Source organism: Paenibacillus sp. 10L310, from assembly GCF_056395745.1.
The window spans coordinates 341,705-360,284 of record NZ_JBFTKC010000003.1 but is presented as its reverse complement, the minus strand read 5'-3'; the positions used below and the strand labels follow the sequence as shown (position 1 = coordinate 360,284).

The window sequence follows — 18,580 nt, the reverse complement described above, 5'->3', positions numbered from 1 at the left end:
ATGGTATACTGTGTTCGTATTGGGGGAGGGATAACCATGAAGAAGCCTATTATTGCTGTAGATATGGATGACACGATATGTCATCTGGTCAAGCGGGCTATATATCACAACAACCTCAACTTCCCGACCCATCCGTTGCGCTACGAGGATATGATTCATTGGGATACATCCCATTTGCGTCATCCAGAGAGCACGCATGATGTATTTTATGGTCGGCCGGGTCTGTTCGAGGAATTGGAGTTATACGACGAATATGTTGTAGATGAGATGCGAAAGCTGAACGATGCTTATGATGTGATTGTTGTGACGGCAGCAGAACCAAGAACAGTCGTTGAGAAGTGGAACTGGCTTCAGCAGCATATGCCTTTTATAACCGCAGAACAGTTTATTACATGCAAAAGAAAAAACTTGCTCGGTTTCGATCTGCTCATTGATGATGGAGCACATAACCTGATCCCCGCGCATGAGGACGGCAAAAAGGTCATCTGTATCCCACATCCGTGGAATATACAGGAGCGTGAGCGATACAACTTTCCGTTGATGTCTTCATGGAAAGAGGCCAAGGCATACATAGATGAAGTGTTACAAGTTGTTGGTGTCTGAAAGTAAATCTTATTGTCCAGAGTGCTATGCTCTGGATTTTTTGCGATAGGCGAGAGGTGTTTCGCCTGTTATTTTTCTGAATGCAGCATAGAATGAATCCATATCCCGATATCCGACCAGCTCGGCAATCAGACTGACTTTGTGTTGTGAACCCTTTAGAAGTTCGCAACTTTTTTGTATACGGAGGTGTTGCAGGTGGCTACTAAAGGTCTGTCCAGTATGCCGAAGAAACATTCGTCCAATTTGCTTCTCGCTCCAGCCCGATACACGGACCAGATCAGACATTCGAATACGATTGCTTACGTGTTCCTTGATATAGTGAAGGATGTAATCAAAACCGGTGGAATGATGCTCTTCATCATGTTCCTTTTGATAAAGTTGTCTGTAGGTCATCAATACCAACTGGCTTACCAAGGTGTATAACATGGTAGACGAACCGATTCCCGGAACAGAGGATTCACGGTACAGCTTCACCATTAGTTCTTCAATCCGGTCGTTGTGATCCACAACGGATATATAAGGAACCTGATTTTGTTCCAGATCCATCAGATGTTGAATGATTTCTTTTTCCTGAATGATTGCTGTCAGCGTGTGGATCAATTCAGCATTAAAGCAATTATATATAATTAACGGATGCTCGGTTACGTTGGTGCTGACAGGACGAAAGACATGAGGAACGCCGACAGGAATAACAAACAGCATGCCCTTCCTCACCGGAATGACATCTTCACCGATATGATGAAAGCCCTTTCCTTCGGCAACATAGCTATACTCAATAAAATCATGTGCGTGAAAAGGAAGCACAAAATCTTCAGAGCAACGATTAACAAAAAGTTGCAGATGATTATGCAGAAAGTATTCACTTTTCATGAGTTGTACAGATGAATTCACAAGCAACCTCCTCGCACAGATGGCTGAATTACCGGATGAAATAGTCTGGATTACCGGGTATTTACGACAACAGGATCGATATAATTATATCGTAACCCCGAATGGGAAGCTAAGATGGAAAGGACGATCTGCTAATGTTCAACGTTAGTCACCTTCGCTGTGAGTATAGAATCAATCCGATAGGCCTTGATGTCAAATCACCGCGTTTAAGCTGGCAGCTGCAATCCGATCGTCGGAACTGCATGCAATCCGCTTACCAGATTCAGCTGTCATTGACGGAAGATTTTGATGGAATTGTATGGGGTTCTGGCGAGATAAGTACGGATAAATCCATACATGTGGAATTAAACCATTTTCAGCCTTCTCCGCGAACGCGATACTATTACCGAATTCAGGCATGGGATGATGCAGGAAGTGATTCGGGCTGGTCCGAAACGGCTTATTTCGAGATGGGACTTATGGATAGTCATAACAAGTGGCAAGCAGAATGGATCACAGCTCAACCATCAGATGATGGAGATACGTCATGCCCGCGTATGCGCAAGCAGTTTAATGTGAAACGACCTGTTACTTCTGCCCGCATATATGTTACAGCACTTGGATTATACGAGTTGCATATGAACAACACAAGAGTAGGAGAAGATTATTTTACACCTGGTTGGACCTCTTATCGTAAGCGATTACAATATCAAACCTATGATGTAACTCATCTACTTCAGGGTGGGCAGAACATATTAGGCGCTTATCTGGGTGATGGCTGGTACCGAGGGTATCTCGGCTGGAACAAAGAACGGGAGATATTCGGTTCGACTTCCGCGTTGCTGCTGGAATTGCATATGAAATACGCAGATGGATCAGAGGAATGTATTTTATCCAACGGGGATTGGACGGCTGCTCCAAGTGCCATTCGTATGTCGGACATCTATATGGGGGAGACGTATGATGCACGAATGGAGTCCGATTGGTCGGATTCATCTCAGACGAATTGGTCACCCGTGAACGTACTGGAGCATCCGAAAGATATCATCGTTGCGCAGGAGAATGTACCCGTCACCCAAGTAGAACAGCTACAGCCAATCGCTTTGTTAACAACCCCACAGGGAGATCGTGTAGTAGACATGGGGCAGAATATGGTGGGATGGGTGAGATTCAGCATTCAAGGTGAGGCGGGTCAGACGGTTGAGCTGCACCATGCTGAGATATTGGATCATGAAGGCAACTTTTACACCGATAATCTTCGCGCCGCCAAGCAGTGTATTCGCTACACGTGCAAGGGGGATGGCGTGGAATCATTTGAACCACATTTTACGTTCCAAGGGTTCCGCTATGTGAAGCTGGTTGGCTTTCCGGAACACGTTCGTCTGGATGAATTCACCGGAATAGTGCTGCACTCGAATATGGAGCAAACAGGTCAGTTCTCATGCTCCAGTCCGCTGGTAAACCAACTGCATCACAATATATTGTGGGGGCAAAAGGGGAATTTCCTGGATGTGCCGACAGACTGTCCACAGAGGGATGAACGGCTCGGATGGACCGGGGATGCACAGATGTTTGTCCGCACGTCCTCCTACCTGATGAATACGGCTCCCTTCTTCACCAAATGGCTGCGGGATCTGGAAGCGGATCAGGGAGAAGATGGCGGTATTCCATTCTTTGTTCCGGATCTGAGAAGTTCCACGTCAGAAGGATGGGGAGACACCAGTCATTCTTCAGCCGCTTGGGGGGATGCAGCAGTTATCTGTCCTTGGACCATCTATGAGATGTATGGGGATGTCAGATTATTGGCCGAACAATATGAGAGTATGAAGCAGTGGATCGAGTATATTCATGTGCAGGGTGACAATCCGTATCTGTGGAACACGGGATTCCACTTTGGCGATTGGCTGGGACTGGACTCCAAGCCTGATAGTTATGTTGGCGCAACGGACACAGATTATGTGGCATCATCCTTCTATGCCTATTCGGTTTCGTTAACTCAAAAAGCGGCTGAGGTTCTTGGAAAGACAGATGATGCTGAATATTTCAAGGAGTTGCACAAAAACATTGTTCATGCGTTTCGAAATGAATTCGTGACTCCAGCTGGCAAAATTGCTGTTCCTACGCAAACAGCACATGTTCTTGCGCTCCAATTTGACCTGCTGGACGCCACTTCCCGAACTCGTGCTGTCGATCAATTGGCAAAACTCGTGAAAGAGGCGGGCAATCATCTTACTACAGGCTTTGTGGGTACACCTTATCTGAATCCGGTATTGAGTGGTGCAGGTCTTCACGACCTGGCATATACATTACTTTTTCAAGAGGATTATCCGTCCTGGCTATATCAGGTGACTCAAGGCGCAACGACCGTCTGGGAACATTGGGATGGGATCAAAGAGGATGGCAGTCTCTGGAGTGCTGATATGAACTCATTTAACCACTATGCGTACGGAGCGATTGGAGAATGGTTGTATCGTTACGTTGCCGGCATTCGGTCCGATGAACATCAGCCAGGATTCCGAATGGTGCATATCGAGCCGCAACCCGGACCTGGACTGGATTGGGTGGAAGCGAGTCTGGAGACGATGTATGGTCATGTTGCTTCAAGCTGGCACCGGTTGGCGGATGGTAAAATGGATATACGGGTGCATATTCCCGCCAACACGAGAGGTACGGTACGTCTTCCTGGAGCAGGTGCACAGATCGTTCTGGAACAAGGGAAACCGTTGGATCAGATAAGTGGAGTTCAGGATATTCAAAACATTGGAGACGATGTTGAAGTCACACTTGGATCTGGGAGTTACCAATTTACGTACAAAGACACGAATGCGAAGAAGGATCGGGATGTTCAACAGTCTACATTGACAGAGTCCGTATAATGATAGAATAAGCGGTAAGATGTACACTTGAAGAGGATCTGCACACACGGAGGTCCTTTTTCGAACTTGTTGAGAGTAAATTTGTAGTATTTGAACAATGAAAGGAGCATGACCATGGCAAAACCTGCATTCAAAGATGCACCTTTACGTAGTGAAATAGAGGATTTGGCTAAGCAACAGGATCACCATACATTGGCCTGTTGGGCTGCGGAGTGTGCGGCACGTGTCTTGTATATATCTGAGAAGAAGACGGATGATCTCCGCCCCCGTGATGCCATTGACGCAGGAAGAGGTTGGATCTGTGGTGAGATTGCCATGGTTGATGCTCGAAAGGCGGCTTTTGCAGCTCATGCTGCTGCACGGGAAGCCGATCATGTCGCTGCCTCTGCTGCATCTCGTGCGGCGGGACACGCAGCTGCAACGGCCCATGTCAAAGGCCACGCGGTACATGCCGCAACCTATGCAGTGAAAGCTATCTTTTATGACTCTTTGATGGAAGAGCAAGAACGTCGTGTCCTGGAAGAGAGAACGTGGCAATATCAATATCTGTTGGGAGGGTGTAATGATCATGGGGAAAGAACACGTTAGATTAATTAAACCATCACGAGCATATAAGGAAGCGTATTTGGCATTTTATGAAGACTGGGTCAGAAGTGGAGAATTGATGGTACCTTGGGTCATTTCCAAAGATCCTTATGCGTTCGATGAGATGTTGGCATTTTTGCAACGCAATGAACAAGGGATCGACATCCCGGAAGGCTGGGTCAAAGACAGTACATACTGGTTGGTCACGGAGAGTCAACAAATCGTGGGTGCTGTGAATATAAGGCATGAGCTTAACGATAAATTGTTCAACAGTGGAGGACATATTGGATATGGTATTCGTCCAGGAGAGCGGCACAATGGCTATGGTTCCGAAATTCTCAGGCTTTCTTTGGAGAAAACAAGAGAGCTTGGAATCTCCAAAGTATTGGTTGTATGTGATGCGGTTAATGAGCCTTCCAGAAGGGTTATCCTTCGAAATGGTGGCATTCGGGATGAAGACTATGTGGAGTCCAATGGCAACGTTGTTGAACGATTCTGGATAGAGAATGTCGAATAATGCAGAATAATGATGAAATATAACGAAAATAATATGGATTATGATTGTATTACCCTCGTGTGCTGATTAAAATGAAGCATAGAATCTGGATTGCGGCCGGAAACTATCATCCCATATCAGGCACAAGTGAGGTTATCTTTATGAATCAACCGGTTAATCGGCCCCGGCGAATTGAGTATCTGGATCTCTATCGTGCTTTTGCCATCATGGCAGTGGTAGCTATTCATGCAACTTCAACAGCAGTTACGCATTACCCCAAGCATACATTAGATCATGATGTGTATTATTTCTGGAACACGTTTTTGCAATTCGCCGTTCCAGCGTTTCTGTTCCTGTCCTCCCTGGTCTTGTTCTACAACTACAGCTCCAAGGTGAATGAGAAGGGTTGGATGCTCGCTTTTTATAAAAAGCGTTTATTTAATGTGTTTGTACCTTATCTGGTGTGGTCCCTTATCTATTTTGCCATTAAACAGTTGCTTGCGGGCAAAGAACCTTTGACCCATAGTGTTCAATTTGCCAAACAATTAGTGATGGGAACCGCTCATACGCACTTGTACTTTTTTCTGATTATTCTTCAATTCTATATCGTTTTTCCGTGGCTTCTGTCCCTTACACGCCATCGTTTGTTTAATCGTTATTTGCCATTATTCTTTATTGCTGGCCAAGCGATCTTCTATGCACTACATTTGCAGTTTCACTTTGAACGGACAGGAAGTTTGTTACCCAGTTATCTGATCGTGATTGGATTTGGCGCATGGGTTGGGTTGAACTTTGAGTGGGCATTGAACAAACTGTATACTCACCGTTATGTGCTCATAGCTGCGTTGATAGGTGGAGGTGCCATTTTTATATATGGTAATGCTTATATCAAAACCGCTTTTGCTGCATACCCGGTTATAACCTATACTGTGCTGTTCCTGTTCCGTAATCTGTTTACCTTGTCAGCCTGCCTGCTCCTACTGATCTTTAGTGAACGAATCGGCACAGGAAAACATACCGAGGTTCGTAAAGCTACGCGTATTCTGGACTCCTTGGGTACAGTTGCGTTCGGTGTATTTTTAATGCATCCACTTGTACTGCTCTTCTGGAGACGTGAATTCACAGATGACCTGGCTCGGCACTTCAGCGTGGGCATCATTCTATCTTATATTGTGGCGCTCCTGATCTCATGGATCTGCGCGACGGGATTGCGCCGGATGAAGTGGGGATGGGTACTGATCGGACGGTAAGTATAAATAAACATATGTAATCTAAGATAAGAGATTTCAAGCCCTCACGCGTTGAGGGAATCACTTGAAACCTCTTTTTTATTTGCCCTTAAGAAGGTATTATAGAGTTTAATGTCCATAAAATTGAATTAATGGAATGAACACTACCTTGTCAGGAGTGATCGAAAATGAAATTAGTGATTATTTTTGGCCCACAGGCTGTGGGCAAGATGACGGTTGGGCAAGAACTGGAGAAGATAACAAAGCTAAAATTGTTTCATAACCACATGACCATTGAATTGGTGTCTCCTTTCTTCAGCTATGGAACACCACAAGGCAAACGACTGGTTAATCTGTTCCGTCAGGAGATTTTTGAAGAAGTGGCGAAGAGTGACCTACCGGGTCTGATTTTTACATTTGTATGGGCTTTTGACCTGAAGCAAGACGGAGAGTACATTCGTCAAATCAGCGAGTTATTCGAATCTAATGGAGGACAGGTCTGTTATGTGGAACTGGAGGCTGATGCATCAGAAAGACTGGAGCGTAACAAGAGTCCGCATCGGCTGCTGCATAAGCCAACAAAGCGAGACATCGCGTGGTCTGAGCGAGATTTGCTTGATACGATGAAGCTATATCGATTGAATTCGGAACCGGGAGAAATCAAGCATGAGCACTACATACGGATTGATAACACACACAAGAGTCCGGATGAGGTGGCAAAGTTAATTCAGGAACGATTTAATTTGTAATCTATGAAACGTTTATCTTAGCAGAGTAGATATTTTATATGAGAGGGGCATTACATCATGTACTTTGTTTTATTTTTGCTCATAGGACTTGTTTTATGTTATCTGATCCCATTCGGTCCGATTTTGGCTGGGGGCATTGTTTTCGCACTTGTGATAGATCATTACCGTCAGACGATGCATATGCGTGAAGATATCCGGGATATTAAGAATCACCTGGGCCTAATGAACAAAGGCGAGGCGCAGGAGTACGAAATGGATAAAGAATACACTCAAGTCGATCGTTTGGATTCAGAAGAAATGGACATGATTAATCGAAAAATTGAAGCAGACCTGGAGAAAGACAACAAAAACAATAAACCGTGAATTCCTGTAAAATAATTCTTGATTTGCTCACTCCTGTGAGTATATTTACCTAGATCAGGAGTCATGCTAATTCGATATTAACTTTTTGTTGCACTGTGTAGAAATTTGTAATATTATGAGGGAAGCGCGTACAACATATCGGGTTGTAACTGTTGAATCAGGCAAAGCCGTATACCTTGAGAAAAGGGATTGGTTTGTCTTTTTCTGTATATTGGAGTGATAAAGTGAAAATCGAGAAGGTGCTGAACAATAATGCTGTAGTTGCAATGAATGACGAACAGGAAGTTATTATCATTGGCCGGGGGATTGCTTATCAGAAGCGGGCGGGTGATATGGTTTCCGAGCAGCATATCGACAAGATATTTACTTTACAGAATGAAGATATTCAGGAAAACTTCAAGGCATTAATCTCAAGCATTCCTCTGGAATACATGAAAGTATCCGAGGAAATCATCGCTTACGCCAAATTAAAACTTGGCAAGAAATTAAATGAGAGCATTTACTTACATCTCACAGACCATATTCACTTTGCCATTGAGCGGTATCGCAAGAATCTGCCCATACGCAACGGTTTAATCTGGGAGACAAAGCAGTTATACAAAGAGGAATATGAAGTCGGAATGGAAGCGCTCAATATGATCTGTGATCAATTTGGTGTGATCTTGCCCGAGGACGAAGCCGGTTTTATGGCACTTCACTTTGTCAATGCAGCTTTGAACGAGGAAATGCCCAACATCAAGAGTATGACCCAGGTCATGCAGGAAATCTTGACAATCATCAAGTATCATTTCAAGATTGATTTTGATGAGAACTCACTGACATTTTATCGCTTTGTGACGCATTTGAAGTTTTTCGCCCAACGTTTGGTGAAGGGAAAACATTACAAGAGCAACAACGATGATGAACTGTTCCTGATGATTCAGAAAAAGTATCCAGTAGCGCACAAGTGCTCGGAGAAAATCAAGAAATTCATTGAAAGCAACTACACGTATCAACTAACTGACGAAGAATTGATGTACTTAACGATTCATATTGAGAGAGTTGTGAATGCAACTTCTGAATAATCCCATAGATCAGCTTGCAGGGTTGCAACCACTAGGGCAAAACCTGAACGCTTGAATGACTGAACATACCGTTAACCGGATGTTCCATACATTCAGATGTTCAGGTTTTTTTATTCTCTCCAATATGCTTTGAATCCGTGTCTAGCCAGAAAGGAAGAAAAGACTTCATGAAACACGAGCAATTAGCCAAAGACATTCTGTCTGGCGTTGGTGGAAAACAGAACATTAACAGCGTGGTGCACTGCGCGACCAGACTTCGTTTCAAATTAAAAAATGACAATAATGCCAAAACAGACGAACTCAAAAATCTGCCTGGAATCATAACGGTAATGCAAAGCGGGGGGCAATACCAGGTAGTTGTGGGTAACGAAGTGTCTGATGTTTATAAAGCCTTGTTACAGGTGGGTAATATGAATGCGGATGAACCGGTCTCAAGTGATGATTCAGAATCTTCCGGTAAAAAAGAGAGTCTCTTGGGTCGGTTTATCGACTTGATCTCAGGTGTCTTTACACCAATTCTCGGATTGCTAGCTGCAACAGGGATGATCAAAGGTTTCCTGTCCATGTTTACTTCTCTCGAATGGTTGGACCCGTCTTCAGGAACATATCAATTGTTGAATGCTGCAGGTGACTGTCTGTTCTACTTCTTCCCAATCTTCCTGGGTTACACAGCTATGAAAAAATTCGGTGGATCTCCATTCCTCGGGATGGCCATCGGAGCCTCACTTGTATATCCGACCTTATCCGGTCTTAGTGGTGGGGAACCGCTCTATACGCTGTTTGCAGGCACATTGTTTGAATCACCGATTCATATCACGTTCCTGGGTATTCCCGTTATCTTGATGAGTTATTCCTCATCCGTCATTCCGATTATTATTGCTGCTTATTTTGGAGCAAAGGTAGAAGCGTTCTTCAAAAAGATCATTCCTTCTGTTGTGAGAACGTTCCTCACGCCATTCTTTACGATTCTGATTGTTGTCCCTGTAACATTCCTCTTGATTGGTCCAATTGCGACATGGGCAAGTCAGCTGATTGGTGCCGGGGTATCGGGCATCTATGACTTGAGTCCGTTGGTAACCGGTATTGTTGTTGGTGGATTGTGGCAAGTGTTGGTTATCTTCGGGTTACACTGGGGTATCGTACCAATTATGTTGCTCAATCTGTCCACACTAAAAGCAGATCCGATTCTGGCGATGATGTTTGCTGCTTCCTTTGCTCAGATTGGTGCCGTTCTTGGCGTTATGCTTAAAACGAAAAATACCAAACTCAAATCACTGGGTGTTCCTGCCTTTGTGTCCGGGATTTTTGGTGTAACTGAGCCTGCTATTTATGGTCTTACTTTGCCATTGAAGAAACCATTTATTATGAGTTGTATTGCTTCTGCAACCGCTGGTGGTATTATTGGCTTCGCTGGCTCCAAAATGTTTGTATTTGCTTCAGGAATCTTTGGTGTTCCAGCGCTGATTAGTCCCACAGAGGGAATCAACTATGAATTCTGGATGGCCATGATTGCCACTATCATTGCTTTTGTACTAGGTTTTGTTCTCGTTTATTTTGTAGGATTCAAAGATCCTGCTAATCCAGAGGCTGCCAAACAGGCTCCAGAGCCAGTAAAAGAAGAGAAGGCTGCACTTGAGCCTAATCCAAACAATCGCTACGAAATTGCTAGCCCGATGACGGGTGAGGTAGTTCCTTTGCAAGAAATTAATGATGCTACATTTGCTGGTGAACATATGGGTAAAGGGATTGCTATTCGCCCAACCAGTGGGAGAGTTGTATCCCCGATTAATGGTGTGGTACAGACGATTTATCGTACCAAACATGCAATTGGTCTTGTAGATGATCAAGGTGTAGAGATTTTGATCCATATCGGTCAGGATACGGTACAACTCAAAGGTCAACATTTCACTGCACATGTGAAAGATGGAGATCGTGTGAGTGTTGGCGATCTGATCGTTGAATTCGATCTGCAGGCCATTATTGAGGCGGGATATGAGACCGTAACACCGATTATTGTAACGAATACGGCTGATTATTTGGACGTGGTTGCTACAACAAGTCGTGAAGTGCAAGAAAAGGATAAATTGGTTACGGTTATAGGTTAATGCTGCTTTAGTGCGAATTTTATTAATCTGAACATTAGCTTTATAGAGACCACTTTGATGTTTTCGAAGTGGTCTCTTTTTTTATTTTCGGTCACTCAAATGTATTTGTGAAATTAATAAAAATAAGTGTTGCAAACGTAGTTCAGATGTACTATGATGAGTTTAAGAAGTAAGCGCATACATTAATCGGGTTGTAACTGTTCAATCAGGCAATGCCGACCACCCTCAGTTCAGAGGGTATGGAATGTAACTTACTTTCGTTATCCAAATAATTAAATACCAATGTGTACAGCCTTACAGGGTTGCAACCGTTAAGGGCAAAACCTGAATTGCTGAATAACACGACTGATTTCCGGACGATCCGGTATGTTGTGTATGTTCAGTGGTTCAGGTTTTATTTGTTTCAAAAGTCATGGGGAGTCTACTTAGAGAGGGAGAATTACAATGAGCAACTACGATCAATTAGCTAAGGACATTCTGTCACGTGTAGGTGGTCGCGAGAACGTAAACAGTGTATTCCATTGCGTAACAAGACTGCGGTTTAAACTGAAAAATGAAAGCGTAGCCAAAACGGAAGAACTTAAAAATCTGCCAGGTGTTATTACCGTCATGCAAAGTGGTGGACAATATCAAGTTGTTATCGGCAACGAAGTGCCGGATGTATATAAAGCAGTTGTTAAAGCAGGGAATTTCCCAAGTGAAGGACAAGTGGAAGAGGAAACGGACAACTCAGGCAAAAAAGTAGGGTTGTTCAGCCGATTTATCGACATGATCTCCGGTGTGTTCACACCACTACTCGGTTTACTGGCTGCCACAGGTATGATCAAAGGTTTTAACGAGATGTTTGTAGCCTTTGGCTGGATAACTCAGGATTCCGGAACGTATCAATTATTGAAAGCAACGGGGGACTGTCTGTTCTACTTCTTCCCGATCTTCCTGGGTTACACTGCAATCAAGAAGTTTGGCGGTTCACCGTTCCTGGGTATGGCGATAGGTGCATCTCTTGTTTATCCGACATTGGGCGGTCTTAAGGCAGGAGATCCACTGTACACCTTGTTTACAGGTACATTGTTTGAATCACCTATCCACATTACGTTCCTGGGTATGCCGGTTATCTTGATGGACTACGCTTCATCGGTTATCCCAATCATTATTGCGACATTTGTAGCTGTAAAATTAGAAAGATTCTTCAAGAACGTTATTCCGAAAGTGGTAAGCACATTCCTTGTTCCCTTTTTCACCTTGCTTGTAATTGTTCCAGCGACTTTTTTGGTCATTGGTCCAATCTCCACATGGGCAGGACAATTGATTGGCGCGGGAGCTACTAATATTTATGAATTAAGTCCTATTGTTACAGGATTGATTATCGGTGGACTATGGCAAGTGTTTGTATTATTCGGACTTCACTGGGGACTGGTTCCGGTTGCATTATTGAATCTTAGTACGTTAGGCGCTGATCCGGTTATCGCAATGTCATTTGCTGCTTCTTTTGCTCAAATCGGTGCTGTACTTGCCGTATTACTCAAAACAAAAAATACGAAAATAAAAACACTCAGTGTACCAGCATTTATCTCCGGTATATTTGGAGTAACAGAGCCTGCGATCTATGGTGTTACGCTTCCATTGAAAAAACCGTTTATTATGAGTTGTATTGCTGGGGGGATCGGAGGCGGTATTCTCGGTTATGCAGGTTCGAAGATATACATGATTGGCGGACTTGGCGTATTCGGTTATCCAACTTTTATTAATAAAGAAACAGGATTAGACTTCGCGTTCTACATGGCTATAGTTGCTTCATTGATTGCATTCGTTCTTGGTTTCGTATTGACTTATATTGTTGGATTCAAAGATCCGGTGGAAAAAGTAGCTAAACCTGCACCAGTACTTGATCCAAATCCGAACAGCAGATACGAAATTGTAAGCCCAATGGCTGGTGAAGTTGTTGCATTGAACGAAATTAATGACGTAACGTTTGCAGGAGAGCACATGGGTAAAGGGATTGCAATTCGTCCAACCAGTGGTAGAGTGGTATCTCCAATCACAGGTGTCGTTCAAACCGTATATCGTACCAAACACGCCATTGGTCTTGTAAGCGATGATGGTGTAGAGATGCTGATCCATATTGGACAGGATACGGTCAAGCTGAAAGGTCAACATTTTACAACCCATGTGAATGATGGAGACCGTGTTAACGCAGGTGACCTGATTGTTGAGTTTGATCTGCAAGCCATTAAGGATGCAGGGTATGAGACGGTTACACCGATCATTGTCACTAATACTTCAAATTATCTGGACGTTGTAGGAACAAAAGATGCATCCGTTCATGAGAAAGATAAATTGATTACGGTATTAAGCTAATTGAAACTAAGGATGGTTAAGGAGGAACTACTCAATGAATGAAAAGTTTACAGCTTTCCCGGAGAATTTTCTCTGGGGAGGAGCAACCGCAGCGAATCAATTGGAAGGTGCTTATCTGGAAGGTGGCAAAGGTTTAACAACAGTAGATCTCATTCCGATTGGTGCCAATCGATGGAATATTGCTCTGGGTAACCTGGATTCGTATGAGCCAAAAACAGGGGAATTCTATCCTTCACATGAAGCCATTGACTTCTATCATCGATATAAGGAAGATATTGCGTTATTTGCAGAAATGGGATTTAAGTGCCTCAGGCTTTCCATAGCCTGGGCACGGATTTTCCCTAAAGGTGATGAAGCGGAGCCAAACCAAGCAGGCTTGCAATTTTATGATGATGTCTTTGATGAGTTATTAAAATACAACATTGAACCTGTCGTGACGATCTGCCATTTCGATGTACCTGTACATCTGGTCGAGACTTACGGCGGTTGGAAGAATCGTAAGATGATTGGTTTCTTTGAGAAATATGCGACGACGCTATTCAATCGATACAAGAATAAAGTGAAATACTGGATGACGTTTAATGAGATCAACATGTTGCTGCATCTCCCGTACATTGGAGCGGGTATTGTTCTGCAGGATGGTGAAAACAAAGATCAGGTCCTGTATCAGGCAGCACATCATGAATTGGTAGCGAGTGCACTTGCTGTTAAGGCTTGTCATGAGATCATTCCTGGTGCACAGATCGGGTGTATGTTAGCCGCTGGAATGGTGTATCCATACAGCTCTAACCCGGATGACGTGTGGAAGGCTATGGAGAAAGATCGCGAATCATTCTTCTTCATCGACGTGCAGTCGAAGGGAGCATATCCAGGTTATACAAAAAGGTTTTTCAGGGAAAATGATATTCGGATCGAAATGCAACCGGAAGATGCAGATATCTTGATGCAGAACACAGTCGACTATATCGGTTTTAGCTATTACGCAAGTCGGTGCACCAGTACGGACCCTGAGATTTTGAAAGATTCGACAGAAGGCAATGTATTTGGTTCGGTGAAGAATCCATATCTTCAAGCATCTGAGTGGGGATGGACCATTGATCCTAAGGGGCTTCGAATTACGCTTAATCAACTGCATGACCGTTATGGCAAACCTTTGTTTATCGTAGAAAATGGACTTGGGGCAACCGATGTGTTGTTAGACAATGACTCCGTTGAAGATGACTATCGCATCGAATATTTGAATAGTCATTTTGCCGAAATGGCTGAAGCGATTCAGGACGGTGTAGAGCTCATAGGTTACACAAGCTGGGGACCGATTGACCTGGTCAGTGCGGGTACCGGAGAGATGAAGAAACGTTACGGCTATATCTATGTAGACAGAAATAATGATGGTACGGGCACACTTCGCAGACTGAAAAAGAAGAGTTTTCACTGGTACAAAGATGTCATTGCGAGTAATGGCGCACAATATTTCTGATACAAGGTGTCCGGCTCTATAGAATAAACAAAGAGCAGTCTCGTTACTACGGGATTGCTCTTTGTTTATAAGGGGATGAATTTGACCCTTGATGTGGTTTTCAGATATAATAAAGAAATGAAGAGAATCTTGTCACTTAAGAAGGGAGGAGCATCCACTCATGAAGAAAAAATCACTTGCGTTTATATCTTCGGGATATGGATACTCCACTGCTGTCTTTTTCTAGAATCTATTCCAAGGGTGAAGTCTGTCCAAAATCGGAAGAAAACTAGGAAATAACGCAGAAAAATCTTAAGAATGATGAGGTAATCCAAATGAATATTGACAAAATTACTAGAAAAAATCCAGAAAATATGCCAGCTCCTGTAGGTCAGTACACGCATATTACAAGAATCCCGAGGAATGCAGAGTTATTTGTGACTTCGGGTCAAATTGGAGCAGATCAGAATGGACTCTTTCCAGAGAGTCTGAATGAGCAAGTCACTAATACATTTAATAATATTAAAACAGTGCTCGAATCTGAGCGCTTAGATGCTGAACATATTATCAAAGTGAACGTATGGGCAACCGAGGAAATCGATTGGGATTTCTTATATGCCGAGTGGGGACAATTATTTAGTACGGATTATCCTGCAATGACGATTGGATATATTACGGCGTTAGGTCTACCAGAGATTAAAATTGAAATAGAGCTTTGGGCAGCAAAAGTGTAACATCGAATACTTTTTAACCAAACGAAGGAGCATCTCACTTACAGATGCCCCTTCGTTTTTTTATTTGTGTAAAAATGGAAAGGATATGCCCTGTGTGCAATCATGAGCGATAGTAGGTGTATCATGGCACCTGCAAGCTCTGATAAGCATTCAGTCGACCATATGTCCAGTAGATCCCGGAGCCTGATACCGGATCAGAAGCGAAACACAGCGCATCCCGAATCTGAGCATTTGTTTTCCCTTGTGCAGCGAGAAGTGCAGCGGCTCCAGCCACATGAGGGGCAGCCATGGACGTACCGCTAAGGTAGGCATAGGAACCTCCCAGGTATGTGGATAGAATGGTATCACCCGGTGCAGCCATATCCACCCAGGAACCATAGTTGGAGAAATTGGATTTGAGATCGGAAGGGTTGGTTGAAGCAACGGCAATCACATTGGGATACGATGCGGGTACGATTGGGAATGAAGTGTTATCGTTACCGGCTGCGGCAATAATTACAGCTCCTCGATCCCAAGCATACTGTACTGCAGCTTGAAGGAAAGCATTTCCCATCGGCCCACCAAGGCTCAGGTTAACAACCTGTACACCGTTATTGGCAGCAAAGACAAGCCCGTTACCGACATTTCCAATCGTTCCTTGCCCGTTGTTATCCAGTACCCGGAGCGGAACGATGGATGCGAGTGGTGCAGCGCCTGCGATGCCCACACCATTGTTGGTAACGGAGGCAGCGATCCCGGCCACATGGGTGCCGTGGCCGTTCCCGTCCTCAGGGATGTTATCATAATCAACATAATCATAACCGGGGAGGAGCTTGGAGGCCAATTCTGGATGATTCAGCTGTACACCGGTATCGATAATGGCGATTTTGACAGAGCTGTTACTCTGGGTAATATCGCATGCAGCGGGTGCATTGATTTTGGACAAGTTATACTGATAAGGAAAGAAAGGGTCATTGGGAGTGAAAGAAGCCTCAACGAGGTAATTCGGCTCTGCATGTTCAATAAGCTCATGATCTTTGTAATGTTTCAGCATTCTGTGCATTTTTTTGCGGGATTCCACACGGTACCATCCTAAATCTTCATAGGTCTCAGCGACCTTACATCTCCCTTTTTTGTGAAGGGTGTGCATCTCATCCTCGGTAGTACCTTCCTTGAATTTGACGAAGAGCTGCTTGGGAGCGTGAGGGTGAAACTTGCTCTCGGCAAGTTGGTCCAGATAACGATACACGAACCCGATTACTAGCAAAATGAAAGCAAAAACACCTAACCATAACCACATGAGCGTTTATCCCTCCAATCTGATTTGTGACACGCCTTATCGTATGCGAACTCTATCAGACTGCGCGGGCACTCTTGCAATTTGGATAGTAGTATAGATAGATTGATAGGAAGGGATAAATTCGGTAAGATGATATGAAGAGAGCCGCTTTGGCATGAACAAGATTTAAGGCAGGGCCGAGAGGTAGCTCCTAATACAGAGGATAAGGAATGTGGTTTTATTGACACAACTTCAGAGTATACCGACAGTCACACCAGTTCAGGCACACCAGATTCATGATGCCATTGATTTTGCCATGCGTGTACGCAGAGAAGTGTTTCCGATGATGGATCATACGAAATTGCCTGTAGACTTCGAGCAGTTCAGAGAACATTATCTGGACTCCGATGATTCGATCTTTCTTGTTGCAATGATGGAGGATGCGGGCATCGTCGGTTCTATTGGGATATTACCTTATGATGGACGTATCGAAGCTGTGGAAGGTCGATATGCAGCTCGATCGGCTGCCGAAATAGTAAAATGTTATGTAGATCCCGCGTATCGTAGGTTTGGCATTGGTTCGATGTTGATGAACGAACTGGAGAACGTGGTAAAGGATATGCACTATGCAACGCTGTATTTGCATACACATCGCTTCTTGCCAGGAGCCGTAGGTTTCTGGAAACGCCAAGGGTTTACGGTTATTGCTGAGCAGGATGATGACTGGCAAACCGTACATATGGACAAGTTGGCATGTAAGTGACCATTGGAAACGGAACCGAAATTCTTACCACATTTTTGGAAAAATAGATTGATGATACTATAACTCTCGTATACAACAACATAGACATATACGAGATACATGATGGGGGCATAAGCAGATGAACGAAACGAAGCGAAAAATTGTTTTTATTGATATTGATGGCACATTGGTCGACGATGATGGAAACATCCCGTTGTCAGCACAGAAGGCTTGTAAACAGGCCAGAGAGAACGGACATCTGCTCTATTTATGTACAGGCCGATCCAAAGCAGAAATTTATGATTCCATCTGGGATGTTGGATTCGATGGTCTGATTGGTGCAGGTGGGGGTTATGTGGAGTTTGGCAAGGACGTGTTATATCACAAAAGGGTAACAGCGGAAGATGTTCGACATATGGTCGATTTTTTCAATGAAAACGGCATTGACTTTTACCTTGAATCCAATTCGGCATTGTATGCGAGTAGCAATCTTCAACCTCACCTGGAACGCCGTATCTATGGCGATGTGGAGAATGACCCTGTAGCCAGAGAGAAGAAGGAGCTGAAACCGCACCCGTTTATTGCCGGATTGACGTATGGAGAGGCCGACCTGTACAAGGATGACGTGAACAAAGTATGTTTCTTGGAGAGCTCAGCCATCCCGTTTGAGCGGATCAAGCAAGAGTTTGAAGGGAAATTCGAAGTCATTCAGTGCACCGTGCCAATCTTTGGTGAAGGAAGTGGTGAACTGATGATCCCTGGCATTCACAAAGCCATTGCAATCGCCGATTTGCTGAAGCATCTGGGCATGTCCCAAGAAGATACATTTGCCATCGGTGATGGCATGAATGATGCAGAGATGTTGGAATTTTGTAACATCGGAATTGCCATGGGTAATGCGAAGCCTGGACTGAAAGCCATTGCAAATGATATTACTGGAACAGTCGAGGAAGATGGATTGTATCATAGTTTTGTGAAGTATGGATTGATCACTTGATAAAGAAATGAGGCAATCTGGAAAACAGTTAATACGTACACCCTTTGTCCCAAACCTTATTTTAGACCCTGCATATATTATTGCAGGGTCTTTTT

Annotated in this window: 16 protein-coding genes; 14 read left to right on the top strand and 2 right to left on the bottom strand. The window is 43.9% G+C overall.

The genetic code is table 11. The annotated features are described in order from the left end of the window. Nucleotides 1-36: 36 nt before the first annotated feature. Entirely contained in the window at nucleotides 37-603 is a 567-nt protein-coding gene (locus tag AC1DE7_RS10635; RefSeq protein ID WP_036613472.1) for a 5' nucleotidase, NT5C type, read from the top strand. A 24-nt stretch (nucleotides 604-627) separates the two neighbouring features. On the opposite strand, the gene AC1DE7_RS10630 is transcribed toward AC1DE7_RS10635, so the two are convergent. Next, the gene (locus tag AC1DE7_RS10630) at nucleotides 628-1,494 is read right to left on the bottom strand and encodes a helix-turn-helix domain-containing protein (RefSeq protein WP_477534348.1); all 867 of its coding nucleotides are present in this window, start codon (nucleotides 1,492-1,494) and stop codon (nucleotides 628-630) included. A 134-nt stretch (nucleotides 1,495-1,628) separates the two neighbouring features. Between AC1DE7_RS10630 and AC1DE7_RS10625 the strand changes: the two genes are divergently transcribed. From AC1DE7_RS10625 to AC1DE7_RS10575, 11 genes are all read left to right on the top strand, one after another. After that, a complete protein-coding gene (locus AC1DE7_RS10625; protein ID WP_477534347.1) occupies nucleotides 1,629-4,349 on the top strand; it encodes a family 78 glycoside hydrolase catalytic domain in 2,721 nt (906 codons plus the stop codon). Between the two features lie 114 nt (nucleotides 4,350-4,463). After that, nucleotides 4,464-4,937 carry a putative immunity protein gene (locus AC1DE7_RS10620; RefSeq protein WP_477534346.1) on the top strand — a complete coding sequence of 158 codons (474 nt, stop codon included), beginning with the start codon at nucleotides 4,464-4,466 and terminating at the stop codon, nucleotides 4,935-4,937. After that, nucleotides 4,912-5,451: a GNAT family N-acetyltransferase gene (locus AC1DE7_RS10615; protein ID WP_477534345.1), complete on the top strand. Its 540-nt coding sequence runs from the start codon at nucleotides 4,912-4,914 to the stop codon at nucleotides 5,449-5,451. Before AC1DE7_RS10620 ends, AC1DE7_RS10615 begins: the two co-directional genes overlap by 26 nt. A gap of 71 nt (nucleotides 5,452-5,522) precedes the next feature. After that, on the top strand, nucleotides 5,523-6,680 hold the full coding sequence (locus AC1DE7_RS10610) for an acyltransferase (protein WP_477534344.1): 1,158 nt from the start codon (nucleotides 5,523-5,525) through the stop codon (nucleotides 6,678-6,680). A gap of 167 nt (nucleotides 6,681-6,847) precedes the next feature. Further along, the gene (locus AC1DE7_RS10605) at nucleotides 6,848-7,408 is read left to right on the top strand and encodes a DEAD/DEAH box helicase family protein (protein WP_477534343.1); all 561 of its coding nucleotides are present in this window, start codon (nucleotides 6,848-6,850) and stop codon (nucleotides 7,406-7,408) included. A 57-nt stretch (nucleotides 7,409-7,465) separates the two neighbouring features. Next, nucleotides 7,466-7,771, top strand: coding sequence for a hypothetical protein (locus tag AC1DE7_RS10600; protein ID WP_315373318.1), 306 nt, complete (start codon nucleotides 7,466-7,468; stop codon nucleotides 7,769-7,771). Between the two features lie 224 nt (nucleotides 7,772-7,995). Continuing rightward, entirely contained in the window at nucleotides 7,996-8,835 is an 840-nt protein-coding gene (gene licT, locus AC1DE7_RS10595; protein WP_477534342.1) for a BglG family transcription antiterminator LicT, read from the top strand. Between the two features lie 167 nt (nucleotides 8,836-9,002). Further along, nucleotides 9,003-10,940, top strand: a complete 1,938-nt coding sequence (locus tag AC1DE7_RS10590) for a beta-glucoside-specific PTS transporter subunit IIABC (protein ID WP_477534341.1) — start codon at nucleotides 9,003-9,005, stop codon at nucleotides 10,938-10,940. Between the two features lie 444 nt (nucleotides 10,941-11,384). Beyond that, the gene (locus tag AC1DE7_RS10585) at nucleotides 11,385-13,298 is read left to right on the top strand and encodes a beta-glucoside-specific PTS transporter subunit IIABC (RefSeq protein ID WP_477534340.1); all 1,914 of its coding nucleotides are present in this window, start codon (nucleotides 11,385-11,387) and stop codon (nucleotides 13,296-13,298) included. Nucleotides 13,299-13,332: 34 nt separating this feature from the next. Beyond that, nucleotides 13,333-14,775, top strand: a complete 1,443-nt coding sequence (locus tag AC1DE7_RS10580) for a 6-phospho-beta-glucosidase (protein ID WP_477534339.1) — start codon at nucleotides 13,333-13,335, stop codon at nucleotides 14,773-14,775. 314 nt (nucleotides 14,776-15,089) lie between these two features. After that, on the top strand, nucleotides 15,090-15,488 hold the full coding sequence (locus AC1DE7_RS10575; protein WP_036613496.1) for a RidA family protein: 399 nt from the start codon (nucleotides 15,090-15,092) through the stop codon (nucleotides 15,486-15,488). A gap of 121 nt (nucleotides 15,489-15,609) precedes the next feature. Here the strand turns inward: AC1DE7_RS10575 and AC1DE7_RS10570 are convergent, their stop codons facing one another. Next, nucleotides 15,610-16,767: a S8 family peptidase gene (locus AC1DE7_RS10570; RefSeq protein WP_477534338.1), complete on the bottom strand. Its 1,158-nt coding sequence runs from the start codon at nucleotides 16,765-16,767 to the stop codon at nucleotides 15,610-15,612. A gap of 220 nt (nucleotides 16,768-16,987) precedes the next feature. On the opposite strand from AC1DE7_RS10570, the gene AC1DE7_RS10565 reads away from it, so the two are divergent. Both AC1DE7_RS10565 and AC1DE7_RS10560 read left to right on the top strand, forming a co-directional pair. Beyond that, a complete protein-coding gene (locus AC1DE7_RS10565) occupies nucleotides 16,988-17,509 on the top strand; it encodes a GNAT family N-acetyltransferase (protein WP_477534337.1) in 522 nt (173 codons plus the stop codon). A 118-nt stretch (nucleotides 17,510-17,627) separates the two neighbouring features. Further along, the gene (locus AC1DE7_RS10560; RefSeq protein ID WP_339186857.1) at nucleotides 17,628-18,485 is read left to right on the top strand and encodes a Cof-type HAD-IIB family hydrolase; all 858 of its coding nucleotides are present in this window, start codon (nucleotides 17,628-17,630) and stop codon (nucleotides 18,483-18,485) included. Nucleotides 18,486-18,580: the final 95 nt, after the last annotated feature.